Origin of the sequence: Pseudomonas sp. Sample_14 (assembly GCF_004307515.1) — a bacterium.
GTDB lineage: Bacteria > Pseudomonadota > Gammaproteobacteria > Pseudomonadales > Pseudomonadaceae > Aquipseudomonas > Aquipseudomonas atacamensis.
The window spans coordinates 21418-36803 of the sequence record NZ_RCOC01000045.1 but is presented as its reverse complement, the minus strand read 5'-3'; the positions used below and the strand labels follow the sequence as shown (position 1 = coordinate 36803).

The following is a 15386-nucleotide window of genomic DNA, read 5'->3' as shown; positions in this document are numbered from 1 at the left end:
TCGCGTGGGCTTTTTATTTGAAGGGAGAAACACCATGGGTCAACTGATTGCAGGCACCTGCTACGTCAAGGTCGACGGCGCACAACTGACCATCAATGGCGGCTGCGAAGCCCCGCTGATGGCCGTCAAACGTGAAACCGTCGTGCCCGGTTTCTACAAGGAAACCGACATCGCACCGTCGTTCAAAGTGACCGCGCTGCACACCGCCGACTTCCCGCTGAAGAAGCTGATCGAAGGCACCGATATCACGGTCACCTGCGAGTTCAGCAACGGCAAAGTCTACGTGCTGGCCGGCGCCTATCTGGTCGAGGAGCCAGTCTCCAAGGGCGACGACGCCACCATCGAACTGAAATTCGAAGGCATCAAGGGGACCTGGCAATGAGCGCCGCCGTGAAGCTTCAAGTAGCAATCGAAGCCCACGGCGAGCCTCTGACCGAACTCGTTCTGCGCCGTCCGACGGTGCAGGAAGTGCGAGCGATCAAGGCGCTGCCGTACAAGATCGACAAGAGCGAAGAAGTCAGCCTCGACATGGACGTGGCGGCCAAATACATCGCCGTGTGCGCCGGCATCCCGCCGTCGTCGGTGAACCAGCTCGATCTGGCTGACCTCAATGCGCTGAGCTGGGCCGTCGCGAGTTTTTTCATGAGTGCGGCGTCGGCGCCATCACCGACCTGATCGCCGTCGCCTATGACCTGGCCTGGTTCTGGAAGGTTGACCCCGAACAGATGATGGCCAGGCCACTGGATGTGCTCCGCGAATCGCTGGAGCACGCGCAACGGATCAATGCGATGCAGCAGGTGCAGTGATGGCAGACGAAGAGAAGAAAACCCCGAAACCGGTGCTGATCACCGGCATCGATGAACTCTCGCCCAAACTGGGCGCCCTGCGCATGAAGGTTGAGAGTTTTAAAAACAATCTCGAGCAGACCGGCCTCGGCAAACTGGACATCAGTGGTCTGTTCAACGGCGGCAGCGTGATCACGCCGTTTGTAGACGGCATCAAATCGGCCGCAGCGTTCCAGGGCAAATTGAGCGAAGTCAGCGACACGGCGAAAACCGTCGATCTGCCCGCCGCGCCGACTGCTGCCACGCAGAACATGAACGTGTTCAGTGCGTCGATGCAGAAGGTTTCGGCGGCGGTGGACGCTGCACTGGTGCCGGCGGTGGGGGCCTTGGTGGTCGGACTGGAGCCGATGCTGACGCAGGTCGGCAGCCTGCTCGCCGACAATCCGAAACTGGTCGAGGGCCTGGCGGCGGGGGCGATTGCCTTCTCCGCCATGCAAACCGCGGTCACCGGTATGACCCAGGTGATGGACGTCATGAGCATGGTGCTCAAGACCAACCCGATCATGCTGATCGCCCTGGGCATTGCCGTGGCGGCCGGTTTGATCGTGGCCAACTGGACACCGATCAGCGCGTTTTTCACAGGGATGTGGGAAGGCGTGAAAAACGCCGGGGCGAGTGCGATGGCGACGTTGCGCTCGGTACTTGACTGGCGACCGCTGGCGGCACTGGCGGCGTTGTGGGAACCGGTCACCGGATTTTTCTCCGGAGTCTGGGACAAGGTGATGGCCGTGACGGCGCCAGTGATCGACTTCTTCAAGTCGGTTTTCGCGTGGTCGCCTGCGGGGATGATCATCGAAAACTGGGGGCCGCTGACCGGTTTGTTCTGGGCGATCTGGGAATTGCTCGAGGCCTTGAGTGTGCCGGTGATGGCGTTTCTCAGAAACCTGTTCGATTTCTCGCCGATGCAGATGATTACCGATGCGTGGGGTGGTGTCGTGACGTTCTTCGAACCGATGTTAACCACGCTGCAATCGGCCGTACAAAGCACCCGGGATATCCTGCGCACGCTGTTCGATTTTTTCCCGATGCAAATGCTCACCAGCGCCTGGGGTGGAGTTGTCGGGTTCTTCGAACCGATCTGGATGGCGCTGCAAACGTCTGTGCAGCGAGTCAGGGGCTTTTTCACCAGCCTTTTCGAGTGGTCACCGCTGGAGCAGATTGCCCAGTATTGGCAGCCGATCGGTGAGGTCTTTTCGGCGCTCTGGGGCGTTGTGTTGGCGCTGTCCGCGCCGGTCGTGGACTTTCTGCACAGTCTGTTCGAATGGAAACCGCTGGATCAGATCATCGAGAGTTGGGGGCCGATCACCGAGTGGTTCGGCGAGTTGTGGCAAAAGCTGCAAACCGTCATCGCGCCGATCAAGGAGTTGTTCGACGGTGGCTTCGCCGGACTGATCGCCAACGTCACCGGCAAGGTTGAAACTCTCACTGAAGCACAACGCCAAACCAATGCCGAAGGCAAAGGCGAACTGGCGCCGGCGTTCTTCGCTGCCAGTCCGGCGCCTGCTGGCAACGGCACACTGCAAAGCGGTTCGTTGCCACAAACCTCCAGCGCGCTGATCCAGCAAAGCGCCGCCAACAACCGCACGCAGCTCGAAGGCGGGCTGACGGTGCGCTTCGAAAATGCGCCGGCCGGCCTGCGCACCGAACAACCGCAAACCAATCAACCTGGCCTGGCCGTGTCTTCACGCATCGGCTATCGCTCACTGTCGATGGGAGGTTCCCAATGAACTGGCGTGATCGTTTATTGCCGGCATCCTTTCGCGGTGTCGGTTTCTGGATCGACCAGGCGAAAACCCCGGTCGGGCGCAAAGGGCAGTTGCATGAATACCCGCAACGCGACCTGCCGTATTTCGAGAACCTCGGCCAGCAGGCCAAGACCCACGATCTGACCGCGTTCATCATCGGCCCCGATTGCCTCGAGCAGCGCGACAAGTTGCTCAAGGCGCTGGAGCAGGGCCGTGGCGAACTGGTGCATCCGTGGCTCGGACGCCTGCAAGTCAAGGTCGGCGAATGCGACATGACCCACACCCGCCAGGACGGTGGGTTGGTGACGTTCGCCCTGAAGTTCTATCCCGACCAACCCCTGCCGTTTCCGACCGCCACGGTCAGCACGCAGAAAGTGCTGCTGGCCAAAGCCGACACTCTGCTGGGTTCGGCGGTGGCGCGTTTCGAACAAGCGATGACGCTGATCAAGGCTGCGCGGATCGGCATCACCAACCTGCGCAACAGCCTCACCGGGGTTTACGAGGTGATCAAAGAGCAACTGAAACCTTTGATCGAGCAGTACCGCCAGATCACTGAGCTGGTCAAAGCCGTGAAGGAACTGCCCAAGGAAGTGGCGGCGGAATTCAAGGGTTTGCTCGGCGATATCAAGGAGCTGAAAGCGTTCGCCAAGGAAGGCTACCGTGGCGTGATAGCCGACGTGTCGCAGCAACTCGAAGCGATTCGCAAAGCCGATGCGCCGAAGATCACCACGGGCAAGGACACCAATGCCGCCGCGCAGGCGATGGCGGATCTGGTGCAGGACACGCTGCTGGTCAAAGTCGCGCAGTGGGTCGCGTCGATGCCGGTGGCGACCACGCCGGTAAAACTGGCGTCGACACCGTCGGTGGCTCAACAGTCGACGTCGCCGGTCAGCCGTCAGGAAGTCCCTGTCAGCGATGACATGCAAGCCTTGCGCGCTGCGGTAACTGCCGCCATTGATCCAATGCTGGCGAAAGCCGGACCTGCGCACTTCCAGGCCATCAACGATGTAAAGGAAGCGCTCGTGGCTCATCTCAAAGCGGTGGCGTCCTCCGGCGTGCGTCAAGTCAGCAAATCGTTTCAGGAAAGCTTTCCGGCAGTGGTCGTGGCCTACAAACAGTTTGGCGACGCCACGCGGGTCGAAGAAGTGACTCAGCGTAACGCGATTACCCATCCCGGTTTCTCGCCCAACGATGTGAAAGTCTCGCGGGAGTGATGCCATGAACGAGATGGACAATCACGTCACGCTGACGGTCAACAATATGGAATACGGCGGCTGGAAAAGCGTCGAAATCACTGCTGATCTGGAGCGTCAGTTCCGCACTTTCAAACTCGACATCACCTGGCAATGGCCAGGGCAGGCCGTAGACCAAAGGATCAAACCCGGCGACCCCTGCGAGGTAAAAATCGGCAAGGACCTGGTGCTCACCGGTTACGTGTTCAAAGCACCGATCCGCTATGACGGGCGGCAGATCAGCCTGACCATCGAAGGCAGTTCCAAGACCCAGGATCTGGTCGATTGCGCCGCTCGCAACCTGCCCAGCCAATGGCAGCAACAACCCTTGCTGACTATCGTCCGCGATCTGGCGAGCGAATATGGGCTGTCAGTGGTCAACGAGATCAGCGAAACCACACGCCTGACCAAACACACCATCGTGCCGGGTGAAACGGCATTCCAGTCGATCGACCGATTGCTCTCGCTGCTGCGGGTGTTTTCCACCGACAACGAGCTGGGCCAGTTGGTGCTGGCCAAACCCGGCAGCGGCGGCCGCGCCAGCGATGCGCTGGAGCTGGGCAAGAACATCCTGTCGGCCAGTGCGCCAATGGATTTCAGCCAGGTGTTCTCCGAGTACCGGGTGATCGGCCAGCAAAAAGGCTCGGATGCGAAGAGCGGCGCGGCGGTCAGCGAAGTCGAGTCGACCGCGGCTGACCTGAGTTTCAAACGTCGACGCACCACGGTGATCAATGAAGGCACGCAACTGACCTTTGAGTTGGCGCAGCAGCGTGCTCTATGGGAAAGCGCGACCCGCATGGGCCGCGCACAGACCACCACCTATCAGGTGCAGGGCTGGCGGCAGAGCAATGGCGATTTGTGGCGCCATAACACGCTGGTCAAGGTCAAGGATCCGGTGCTGGATTTCGATGGTGACATGCTGATTTCCAAGGTCACTTATTCGCTGTCGGCGCAGGGATCGGTGACCACCTTGCAAGTGGCGCCGCCGCATACCTTTGATCCTGATCCGACTCCCCCGAAGCAAACCCAGGCCTGACGCAGGATCCTGCTGGCGACAATGGCCCCTGTGGGAGCGGGCTTGCCCGCGATAGCGGTCGTGACAACAAATACATTTTTTCCCTGACACACCGCCATCGCGGGCAAGCCCGCTCCCACAGGGTTTGTGTCGACAAAGTCTAAGGAAACCCATGAGCCTACTGACACGCCTGCTGGCGCGCGGCACTGTCGTGCTCGCCAATTCGGCTTCGAAACTGCAATCGCTGCAAATGCGCCTCACCGCCGGTGAAATCAACGACGACCTCGAACACTTCGAACCCTACGGTTTCACCAGCCATCCGCTGGCGGGAGCCGAAGGGGTCGTCACCTTCATCGGCGGCGACCGTTCCCACGCTATCGCCCTGGTCATCGCCGACCGTCGCTATCGCCTGCAAGCACTCGCCGCCGGTGAAGTGGCGATCTACACCGACGAGGGCGACAAAATTCATTTCAAGCGCGGACGGATCATCGACATCGAAACCGCCACGCTGAACATCCGCGCCAGCAGCGCGGTGAACTTCGATACGCCGGTGATAAACCAGACCGGCAAAATCGTTTCCACTGGTGATCAACTGGCCGGCGGCATCAGCCAGATCAAACACGTGCATGTTGGCGTCCAGGCCGGTAACGGTCAGACCGGCGCGCCGGCAGGAGGTCAGTGATGTTCATCAGCCAGAACCTCCATGCCGCACTGACCCGCGCGGTGCTGATCAGCCTGTTCACCTGGCGTCGCGCCGCCGATGACGACGCCCTCGATGACGAGGAGCGCTTCGGCTGGTGGGGCGACAGTTTTCCCACGGTTGCCGACGATCGCATCGGCTCGCGGCTGTGGCTGCTGCGCCGGGTCAAGCTGACCCGACAAACGCAGATGGACGCCGAGTTCTATGCCCGCGAAGCCCTGCAATGGCTGCTCGACGACGGCCACTGCAGCGCCATCGACATCATCAGCGAACGCCTCGACGCCCAGCGCCTGAACCTGCGCACGGTCCTGACCCTGGCCGACGGCGAACGTCTGGACATCAACCCCGATAACAGTTGGCAGGTGATCTATGCCGTTTGAAACCCCTTCGCTGCCGGTGCTGATCAAGCGCACCCAAAGCGACCTGGCCGGCGATTCGCTGCGCCAGTCCGATGCGCAAGTGCTCGCCCGCACCCTCGGCGGCGCCGCTTATGGTCTGTACGGTTATCTCGACTGGATTGCCGAGCAGATCCTGCCCGACAAAGCCGATGAGTCAACCCTGGAACGCATCGCCGCGCTGCGCCTGAATCAGCCGCGCAAAGCTGCGCAAGTGGCTACCGGCAGCGTCAGTTTTACCGCCACTGCCGGCGCGGTGCTCGACGTCGACACGCTGCTGCAAGCGAACGATGGCCGCACCTACAAAGTCACCGCCGCGCGCACCACGGTCAATGGCAGCAACAACACCACAATTGCCGCGTTGGAGGCCGGCAGCCTCGGCAACGCTGACGCCGGTCTGGCGCTCACGCCGGTGCAACCGATTGCCGGCATCGTCGGCAACAGTTTCGTGGTGCTGGCGTCGGGCCTGAGCGGCGGTGTGGCGCGGGAAAGCCTCGAATCGCTGCGCTCGCGGGTCATCCGTTCCTACCGCGTGATTCCCCACGGTGGCGCGGCCAGCGACTACGAAACCTGGGCATTGGAAGTGCCGGGCGTGACGCGGGCGTGGTGCCGTGGTGGCTTGCTCGGCCCAGGCACCGTAACCGTGTTCATCATGCGCGACGACGACCCGCAACCGGTGCCGAACGATGAGCAGTTGGCGGAGGTTCAGGAGTACATCGAACCGCTGCGTCCGGTGACCGCGGAAGTGCACGTGCAGCGACCGGTTCAGGTGCCGGTGGTGTATCGCTTCAAGAGCGTCAATCCGGACACCACTGCGGTGCGCGCCGCCGTCGAAGCGCAGTTGCGCGATCTGCACAACCGCGAGGCTGACCTCGGCGTGCCGCTGCTGATCAGCCATATCCGCGAAGCCATCAGCAGCGCCGGCGGCGAATACGATCACACGCTCACTGCTCCAGCCGCTGACGTGCCGGCCGGGCAAAGCGAACTGCTGACTTTCGGAGGCTGCGTATGGGGGGCATAAGAACCGCCGCGCAATACCAAGCGCAACTGCACGCCTTGCTTCCCAGCGGCCCGGCGTGGGATCCGGAACGCGTGCCGGAACTCGAAGAAGTGTTGCAAGGCGTCGCCGTCGAATTGGCCCGTCTTGACGCGCGCGCCGCTGATCTGCTCAACGAGATGGACCCAGCCGGCGTCAGCGAACTGGTGCCGGACTGGGAGCGGGTGATGAACCTGCCCGACCCGTGCCTGGGCACCACGCCCCTGTTCGACGACCGCCGCCTCGCCGTACGCCGCCGCCTGCTCGCGGTCGGCAGCCAGGCTGTCGGCTATTACCTCGACATCGCCAAAAGCCAGGGTTACCCCAACGCCAGCATCACCGAACACGAAGCCCCACGCATGGGCCGCGCCCGGTTTGGTTCGGCGCACTGGGGCACCTGGGAAGCGCAATTCATGTGGACGCTCAACACCGGCGGCCGCCTGCTGCTCGGCCGGCGTTACGGCGCGAGCTACTGGGGCGAGCGCTTCGGCGTCAACCCCGGCTCGGCGCTGGAATGCCTGATCCACCGCAGCGCGCCGGCGCATACCAAGGTGCACATCAATTATGACTAGGAAGGAATGAGGGATGGATTATCCGAAGAGTGTGCCGAGCGTAGGCCTGGTCGATGGACGGTTTGTTGATGAAAACCCGGTTGCGGGGACGCCGGGCTCGTTGATTCCGGCCGTGTGGGGTAACAGCGTGACTCAGGAAATCCTGAGTGTGATTACCGGCGGGGGGCTGGAGGCTTCCGAAGCGGACAACGGTCAGTTGTTCAAGGCGATTCAGGCGATTGTCGGCGGCGCCAGTCCGATGCGTTCGGTGATTACCCGGCTGGCGGCCACGAAAACGCTCAGCGAACAAGAACTCGGGCTCGTGCTGATCGACGGCAGTCCCGGTTCCGTCACGTTGACGCTGCCGCCCGCCAATGCCGCGCTAGGTGTGCGCGATGTGATCGTTCGCCGGGTGGACAATAGTGGCAGTCGCATGGTGATCCAGGCGGCCGGTACTGACCGGATCCGTTTTCATACCCACCTCTCGCCGAATGGTTATGCGTTTTTCGTATTGATGGGGAGTGGCGATTGGTGGCATTTGCGCAGTGATGGGGCAGGGAATTGGTGGCCAGTGGGGCGTTACGACAACACCCCTGTTGGCAGGCCATTTTTCGACACGACCATCGCGCTTAGTCCGGGCGGATACGGTGCGTTGAATGGCGCCGTCATGAAGCGCGCTGAATGGCCGTGGCTGTGGGACCACGCTCAGCAATCAGGAATGCTTGGATCGGAAGCTTTGCGCGCGGGCACTGAAGGGAAATGGACCACGGGTGACGGTGCCACTACATTTCGCGGCCCTGAGGGCCGGGGCGAATTCCTGCGGGTGCTGGACGAAGGGCGTGGTGTTGACTCGGGGCGTGTGATGGGGACTTTTCAGCCCGGCTCGACTCACTCCTTTGCCTTGGGCGCGAACGGCGGCGGGGCAGTGGGCTCGCGCTGGTCGGACAGCCTGATCGGCTTCGGCGCCGACACCCGTGAAGAAGCTCAACACGTTTCCGGGCTCGTCAATGGCGGCCCCACCTTCCCGGCCGGAACCAACTATCAAATGGATCCCGGCGCCACGCTGCTTTACACGTTCAAATCCCGCCCCCGCAACATCGCCTATCCCGGCCGCATCAAACTCATCTGAGGCGCATATGTTCAATTATCTATTTGATGGCTCGGGTGCCCTGTCCGGGCCGGTCGAGTTTCCCCTCACGCCTGGAATAGGCATTCAGCTTCCCGCCAACGCGGTCGAGCTGACGTACGAATTGCCGGAACCGGAAGCCGGTCGCAGCTGGGCGTTGATCAATGGCATCCCGCGCGAAGTGGTTGACCGCCGTGGTTTGGTCTACCGCAAGGATGGTGGTGCTCAGCAGGTCTGGACCGAGCTGGGCGAGCTACCTGACGCTCTGACGGCAGAGCCGTGGCCCGGAGATTTTCATGTTTGGCGCGACAACGCCTGGCAGCCTGATGAGCAGATCCGCCTGGCGGATGCAAGGGAGCGGATCCTGGCAACACGCGACGGGTTGCTGCGCGACGCTGTTCTGCGCATCGCGCCCCTGCAATACGCCGAAGACATCGGCGACGCCAGCCACGACGAACAATTGCTGCTGATCGAGTGGAAACTCTACAGCGTCGAGCTGAACCGCATCGAAAAGCAGAGCGGTTTTCCCCACGTGGTCACCTGGCCGGTGGTGCCTGGTGCCACGGTAGCCGTGATTGCATAACCAGGAGCCGGACAAATGGATTATCCGAAAAGTATCCCCGGGGTGGGACTGGTCAACGGTGGCTTTGTTGATGAAAACCCCGTCGCTGGAACGCCGGGTTCGTTGATTCCCGCTGCGTGGGGCAACAGCGTTACACAAGAGATTCTCAACGTGATCAAGGCGGCCGGGTTGACACCCGATGAGGCCAAAACGGATCAACTCGCCAGTGCGATCGGTGCACTGGTCGATTTCACCAAACTGAAAAATACCCCGACCACATTGGCCGGTTACGGCATCACCGATGCGGTGGGGCGGCTGCTGGCGGTCAGGCAGTTCGAGAAGGTCGGGATTACGCTTTACAAGCCAAACCCCAAAGCCAAGAGGATCCATGTGCGGCTGGTCGGCGCGGGGGGGAGCGGTGGTGGGTGTTCGCCCGTTGCCGCCGGTTATCAGGGTATTGGTGGCGGCGGAGGCTCTGGGGCCTTTGCTCAAAGCCTGTATGACGTGACCCCGGAAATACTTGCAGGCGTGCCCGTTACGCTGGGTGGCGGTGGCGCTGCGAGTAATGTGATGGGGCTGGCCGGCGGAGGTGCTTCGTTCGGCACCTACATGAGCGCTGCGGGCGGTGGAGGCGGGCAGGTCCTTACCGTCGCCGTAACAGCCACAACAGTTGGTTTCGTTCAGGGCGGTGCAGGAGGGCAAGCCGTCACAGGCGGCAATCTTGCCAATGCTCGGGGCGCACCCGGCGAATACGCGATGTACAACGCCAATTGGGGCGTCCTCTCGGGTGCGGGCGGTGCCAGCCCGTATGACGGCGGTGGTACCCGAGTGGGGGTCAACGGGATTGGCATCACCGGCGGACGCGGTTCCGGCGGCAGCGGCTCCTGTTCGACCAACGCTTCGGCTGCCGTACTCAGCGGCGCCGGCGGCAACGCCTTCTGTGAAATCTGGGAGTACGAATAATGGCCATTTATGCACGGGTCGAGAACGGCGTGGTCGTCGAACGGATCGACGCCGGTGAGTACGCCATCTGCGAGCTGTTTGCTCCATCCTTCGTCGAGACGATGGTTCGCGTGCCGGAGGGTCAAGAGGTCGAGATCGGTGCGCCGATCAGCGGGCTTCCGACAGTCGCCGAAGAACTGCCTGCACAGCAGAACCGTGTGGTAGCTCAGGCTCCCATTGTTGCGGAAGAGGAACCTGCGGCCGCACTTGTCTGGCGCCAAGCCTCTCTGACCACGACCGAATGGTTAGTCACGCGGCATCGCGATGAACAGGATCTGGGACGCGGCACATCGCTCAAGCCCACGCAGTATCTGGAACTGCTTGAGTACCGACAGGCATTGCGCGACTGGCCTGACTCAGCGCTTTTCCCGGCGTTGAATGCCCGCCCTCTGGCACCCGCATGGCTCGCTATCAAAACAGGAGAACAGTAATGGATTACCCAAAAAGCGTCCCCAGCGCAGGGTTGGTGGATGGTAGCTTTGTTGATGAAGACCCGCTGAACGGCAGACCGGGATCGCTGATTCCGGCGAGTTGGGGCAATGGTGTCACCCAGGAAATCCTGAATGTCGTTCAAGCCGGCGGGCTGACGCCGAGTGAAGCGTCCAACACGCAAATGCTGGGCGCACTGCGCAGCGCTCAGCTTTTTAGGACCGCCGCACCTTTCGATATCAGCCGTTCGGCGGCGACTTGCGAGTATGTTCAGCGGGCTCTTGGCAACTACGCGGGGGCGCGTGACATCCTTGCCACTACGCAACTAACTCTCGCTGATCTGGGCTGGTCGTTAGGTCTGGGTGGTAACTCGCCTTACACCGTGACCCTGCCGGACATCGACAAGGTTCCAATGGGCGCCGCCATTGCATTTCACTGCCGCAGCAATGCTCCGGTCACGATTGCTCACCCGGGCGCCGCCAAGATAAGCCCGCAGGGCGTCTTGTTGAATTCGATAGTGATCAACAGTGGCGAGAGCGCCACCATCGTCAGGGAAAGTGGAGCCTGGGCGGTACACGGGACGGCGAGTCTGAAATATGCCTCGCTTTTTTCCGGATTGACGAGTGCCCAGGGATATCAAAAACACGCCAGCGGCAATATCGATCAATGGGGCTCAGGTCTGTCGAATGCTGCTGGACTGGTCTACGTGACATTTCCAATCTCGTTTCCGAGGGCCTATTTCTCGCTCGTGGCCACACATGCGGGAGGCGATACCGCAATGATCGTGCTGAATGCCGCCAACCAGCAGGGCTGCACCTTGAAAATTCGCGATGCGAATGCGCAGTTGGCTGCCAATTGCACCGTCAACTATTTTGTAAAGGGCTATTGAATGAACACCTTCAACGTTTTATTCAGCGCCACCACCCGAGGTGTTTACGTACCCGGCATCAACTCGACGGACATCCCCGACGACGTCATCGAAATTCCTCACGGCTACTGGATCTCGCTGCTGCAGCAACTGGCGGTCAGCGCGAAAATGATCGGGGTGCGTGCGGACAACGGCTACCCGATTCTGGTTGATCCACCGCCAGCCTCGGCAAAAGAAGTCGAGGACATGGAGCGTCTATGGCGTGATGCGCAATTGGCAGCCACCGATGGCATGGTTGCACGCGATCGCGATGAACTGGAGGATGGCGGTGGCACGACGCTGACTACTGAACAATATGCTGAACTGCAAGGCTATCGACGTGAATTACGCGATTGGCCGCAAGGGTCCTCTTTTCCCTTCAGCGAGCATCGCCCGGTGGCGCCGCGTTGGTTGGTAGCGGCGCTCTGACCCAGCGTCACTTCACGAATACTTTCGCGGAAAACTCCGGAAAACAATGGCTGGCAAGCATCAGCCGCCAACCATGATTCAATCGGGACAACATCCAGGGAGGATCAAGCATCATGCAATTAACTGAAAAACACCTTGTCGACATCATGCCCACCGCCCGCTCCCAAGCGGGCGTTTTCGTTTCGGCCCTCAACACCGCGATGGCCAGACATCGCATCGATACGCCGAAACGTATAGCGGCGTTCCTCGCACAGGTCGGCCACGAGTCGGGACAGTTGCGCTACGTGCGCGAACTGGGCAACAACCAGTACCTGAGCAAATACGACACCGGCACGCTGGCGCTGCGTCTGGGCAATACTCCGGAAGCCGACGGCGACGGGCAAAAGTATCGCGGGCGTGGACTGATTCAGATCACCGGCCGGGCAAATTATCGTCAGTGCAGTCTCGGCTTGTTTGGTGATGAGCGTCTGTTGTCGTTGCCCGAACTGCTCGAACAACCGCAGTGGGCGGCCGAATCGGCGGCGTGGTTCTGGGCGCAGAAGGGCTTGAACGAACTGGCCGACGCGGACCAGTTCAACACCATCACCCGGCGGATCAACGGCGGGTTGAACGGCTTGCAGGATCGACTCGAGATCTGGGCACGGGCGAGGGCGGTGCTATGTCCGGCTCCTGGCGGGTGATTGGCCTGTTGTTGCTGGTGGCGGGGGCTTTCGCCGCGGCGTGGCAGTTTCAGGACTGGCGTTACGGGCGGCAATTGGCCGAGCAGGCGCGGTTAAACGCCGAATCCCTCAATCAACTGACGCACACCGCCGCGACCGCACAACAGGCCGAGCAGGACAAACGCCTGGCGCTGGAGCAGCTGCTCGCGGCCAGTGAACAAACCCATTATCGAGCGCTGAGCGATGCCCAACGTGATCAGGATCGCCTGCGCGATCGCCTTGCTACTGCCGATGTGCGGCTGTCAGTCCTTCTCGACGCCGACGACGTTGCCCACGGCTGTGCGCTGCCAGCCACCGCCGGCACCGGCGGCGTGGATTCTGCAACCGTACGCGCCCGACTTGACCCGGCGCATGCTCAACGAATTATCGCCATCACCGACACCGGCGACCGTGGATTGATTGCGTTGCAGGCCTGTCAGGCCTATGTCAGAGCGTTGGCGCCCGAACATCTTGAATGATTCTGTGTATTGAAAGCATGGCCGGCTCGTGTACGGTGAAGGCATTCCACACGATCTGGAGCTCGCCGTGAAAGAGACCACCCAACTGGCTGCAGAACTGGGCCGGCGTCTGCAAGTGCTCAATGCCCATGTCACCACCGCCGAGTCCTGTACCGGTGGCGGTATCGCCGAAGCGATTACGCGGATTCCGGGCAGTTCGGCCTGGTTTGAAGCGGGGTACGTGACGTATTCCAATCGGCAGAAGACCCGGCAGCTGGATGTGCCGGGCGATTTGTTCGAGACGGTAGGGGCGGTCAGTCGCGAAGTGGTCGAGGCCATGGTGCGCGGTGCGCAGCAGCACAGCCTGGCGCATTTTGCCGTGGCGGTCAGCGGTGTCGCCGGCCCCGACGGTGGCACACCGAACAAGCCAGTCGGCACGGTATGGCTGGCCTGGGGTGTTGGCGACGAGGTTTACAGTGAGGTTCAGCACTTCCCCGGCAACCGTGATGAAGTCCGCCGACAAACGGTGAAGGCCGCGCTAGAGGGACTTGTGCGACTAGCGGCACGAGAAATCGAAAATCAGGGGTAGGCGATCTTCGAACGCTGTGGAATAATACTGGCTACTTATACAGGTGTTGGCCGTCAGGCCTTATTGATTACGTGAGGACTTTAATGGACGACAACAAGAAGAAAGCCTTGGCTGCGGCCCTGGGTCAGATCGAACGTCAATTCGGCAAGGGTGCCGTAATGCGTATGGGCGATCAGGACCGTCAGGCGATCCCGGCCATCTCTACTGGCTCTCTGGGTCTGGATATCGCACTCGGCATCGGCGGTCTGCCAAAAGGCCGTATTGTTGAAATCTACGGTCCTGAATCCTCCGGTAAAACCACACTGACCTTGTCCGTGATCGCCCAGGCGCAGAAAGCCGGCGCGACCTGCGCATTCGTCGACGCCGAACACGCGCTCGATCCAGAGTACGCCGGCAAGCTGGGCGTCAACGTCGATGATCTGCTGGTTTCCCAGCCGGACACCGGCGAACAGGCCCTGGAAATCACCGACATGCTGGTGCGCTCCAACGCCGTTGACGTGATCATCGTCGACTCCGTGGCGGCACTGGTACCGAAGGCTGAAATCGAAGGTGAAATGGGCGACATGCACGTCGGCCTGCAAGCACGTCTGATGTCTCAGGCGCTGCGTAAAATCACCGGTAACATCAAGAACGCCAACTGCCTGGTCATCTTCATCAACCAGATCCGTATGAAGATCGGCGTGATGTTCGGCAGCCCGGAAACCACCACCGGTGGTAACGCGCTGAAGTTCTACGCCTCGGTTCGTCTCGACATCCGCCGTACTGGCGCGGTGAAGGAAGGCGACGAAGTGGTCGGCAGCGAAACCCGTGTCAAGGTTGTGAAGAACAAGGTGGCTTCGCCGTTCCGTCAGGCCGAGTTCCAGATTCTTTACGGCAAAGGCATCTACCTCAACGGCGAGATGATCGACCTGGGTGTGCTGCACGGTTTTGTCGAGAAGTCCGGCGCCTGGTACGCCTACGAAGGCACCAAGATCGGTCAGGGCAAGGCCAACTCGGCCAAGTTCCTGGCGGACAACCCGGAAATTGCCGCGAAGCTCGAGAAGCAGCTGCGTGACAAGCTGCTGTCGCCAGCGGTGATCGCGGACTCCAAGGCTTCGGCGGTCAAAGAGACCGAAGACGACCTGGCCGACGCTGACCTCTGATACCGGCGATGACCACCGCCGTACTGGATACCCTCGTCGCGGTGCGGCGAACCGCCATGGACCTGCTCGCACGTCGCGAGCATGGTCGAGTCGAGTTGACGCGTAAGCTGCGTCAGCGCGGCGCCGAGGCGGAGCTGATCGAAACAGCCCTCGACCGTTTGACGGAAGAGGGGCTGCTTTCCGAAGCCCGTTACCTTGAAAGTTTTGTCTCCTACCGTGCCCGTTCCGGCTATGGCCCCCTGCGAATTCGCGAGGAGCTCAGCCAGCGGGGTTTGCAACGTACCGATATCGAAATCGCCCTGCGCGAAAGCGGTATCAATTGGCAGGCGCAGCTTCAGGATACGTGGCAACGCAAGTTCTCCGGACATTTACCGATTGATGCGAAAGAACGGGCCAGGCAAGGCCGGTTTCTGGCGTATCGGGGGTTCTCGATGGAGATGATCAACCGCTTGTTCAGCGGTCGAGGGATGGACGATTAGACCGAGCCAACAAAAAAGGCCCGCTATTTTTTAGAAAATAGCGGGC

The 15386-nt window shown here is 61.1% G+C and carries 20 protein-coding genes; all 20 read left to right on the top strand.

Going from position 1 to position 15386, the window contains the following annotated elements; genetic code table 11:
• The first annotated feature begins 34 nt into the window (after positions 1–34).
• The 20 genes from D8U61_RS10895 (at position 35) to recX (ending at position 15340) form a co-directional block, all read left to right on the top strand.
• A complete protein-coding gene (locus D8U61_RS10895; protein WP_007908779.1) occupies positions 35–382 on the top strand; it encodes a phage tail tube protein in 348 nt (115 codons plus the stop codon).
• Positions 379–675 carry a phage tail assembly protein gene (locus D8U61_RS10890; protein WP_024011858.1) on the top strand — a complete coding sequence of 99 codons (297 nt, stop codon included), beginning with the start codon at positions 379–381 and terminating at the stop codon, positions 673–675. Before D8U61_RS10895 ends, D8U61_RS10890 begins: the two co-directional genes overlap by 4 nt.
• Positions 676–805: 130 nt before the next feature.
• Positions 806–2572 (top strand): phage tail protein, encoded by a 1767-nt coding sequence (locus D8U61_RS10885; RefSeq protein ID WP_130926904.1) that lies wholly within the window; start codon positions 806–808, stop codon positions 2570–2572.
• Entirely contained in the window at positions 2569–3804 is a 1236-nt protein-coding gene (locus D8U61_RS10880; protein WP_130926903.1) for a DNA circularization N-terminal domain-containing protein, read from the top strand. The genes D8U61_RS10885 and D8U61_RS10880 overlap by 4 nt, the downstream gene beginning before the upstream one ends.
• 4 nt (positions 3805–3808) lie before the next feature.
• Positions 3809–4858, top strand: coding sequence for a phage baseplate assembly protein (locus D8U61_RS10875; RefSeq protein WP_130902026.1), 1050 nt, complete (start codon positions 3809–3811; stop codon positions 4856–4858).
• Between the two features lie 151 nt (positions 4859–5009).
• Complete coding sequence (locus D8U61_RS10870) at positions 5010–5519, top strand: phage baseplate assembly protein (RefSeq protein WP_110645920.1); 510 nt, start codon at positions 5010–5012, stop codon at positions 5517–5519.
• Positions 5519–5917 (top strand): phage GP46 family protein, encoded by a 399-nt coding sequence (locus tag D8U61_RS10865; RefSeq protein ID WP_016771422.1) that lies wholly within the window; start codon positions 5519–5521, stop codon positions 5915–5917. Before D8U61_RS10870 ends, D8U61_RS10865 begins: the two co-directional genes overlap by 1 nt.
• Complete coding sequence (locus D8U61_RS10860; protein ID WP_130926902.1) at positions 5907–6953, top strand: baseplate J/gp47 family protein; 1047 nt, start codon at positions 5907–5909, stop codon at positions 6951–6953. Before D8U61_RS10865 ends, D8U61_RS10860 begins: the two co-directional genes overlap by 11 nt.
• Entirely contained in the window at positions 6941–7540 is a 600-nt protein-coding gene (locus tag D8U61_RS10855; protein ID WP_130926901.1) for a putative phage tail protein, read from the top strand. Before D8U61_RS10860 ends, D8U61_RS10855 begins: the two co-directional genes overlap by 13 nt.
• 13 nt (positions 7541–7553) lie before the next feature.
• Positions 7554–8648, top strand: a complete 1095-nt coding sequence (locus tag D8U61_RS10850; protein WP_130902024.1) for a phage tail protein — start codon at positions 7554–7556, stop codon at positions 8646–8648.
• Positions 8649–8655: 7 nt separating this feature from the next.
• Positions 8656–9228 carry a tail fiber assembly protein gene (locus D8U61_RS10845; RefSeq protein ID WP_130902023.1) on the top strand — a complete coding sequence of 191 codons (573 nt, stop codon included), beginning with the start codon at positions 8656–8658 and terminating at the stop codon, positions 9226–9228.
• Between the two features lie 15 nt (positions 9229–9243).
• Positions 9244–10170: a hypothetical protein gene (locus D8U61_RS10840; protein ID WP_071174567.1), complete on the top strand. Its 927-nt coding sequence runs from the start codon at positions 9244–9246 to the stop codon at positions 10168–10170.
• Positions 10170–10640, top strand: a complete 471-nt coding sequence (locus D8U61_RS10835; RefSeq protein ID WP_130926900.1) for a phage tail assembly chaperone — start codon at positions 10170–10172, stop codon at positions 10638–10640. Before D8U61_RS10840 ends, D8U61_RS10835 begins: the two co-directional genes overlap by 1 nt.
• Positions 10640–11527 carry a phage tail protein gene (locus tag D8U61_RS10830; RefSeq protein WP_125925216.1) on the top strand — a complete coding sequence of 296 codons (888 nt, stop codon included), beginning with the start codon at positions 10640–10642 and terminating at the stop codon, positions 11525–11527. The genes D8U61_RS10835 and D8U61_RS10830 overlap by 1 nt, the downstream gene beginning before the upstream one ends.
• Positions 11528–11974, top strand: coding sequence for a phage tail assembly chaperone (locus D8U61_RS10825; RefSeq protein ID WP_125925217.1), 447 nt, complete (start codon positions 11528–11530; stop codon positions 11972–11974).
• Between the two features lie 113 nt (positions 11975–12087).
• The gene (locus D8U61_RS10820) at positions 12088–12654 is read left to right on the top strand and encodes a glycoside hydrolase family 19 protein (RefSeq protein WP_125925218.1); all 567 of its coding nucleotides are present in this window, start codon (positions 12088–12090) and stop codon (positions 12652–12654) included.
• Positions 12633–13151 (top strand): lysis system i-spanin subunit Rz, encoded by a 519-nt coding sequence (locus D8U61_RS10815; RefSeq protein WP_130926899.1) that lies wholly within the window; start codon positions 12633–12635, stop codon positions 13149–13151. The genes D8U61_RS10820 and D8U61_RS10815 overlap by 22 nt, the downstream gene beginning before the upstream one ends.
• Before the next feature lie 67 nt (positions 13152–13218).
• Positions 13219–13719: a CinA family protein gene (locus D8U61_RS10810; RefSeq protein WP_038861108.1), complete on the top strand. Its 501-nt coding sequence runs from the start codon at positions 13219–13221 to the stop codon at positions 13717–13719.
• Between the two features lie 83 nt (positions 13720–13802).
• Entirely contained in the window at positions 13803–14861 is a 1059-nt protein-coding gene (gene recA / locus D8U61_RS10805; protein ID WP_024011876.1) for a recombinase RecA, read from the top strand.
• Positions 14862–14869: 8 nt separating this feature from the next.
• Positions 14870–15340, top strand: a complete 471-nt coding sequence (recX, locus tag D8U61_RS10800) for a recombination regulator RecX (protein WP_041478085.1) — start codon at positions 14870–14872, stop codon at positions 15338–15340.
• Positions 15341–15386 lie beyond the last annotated feature (46 nt).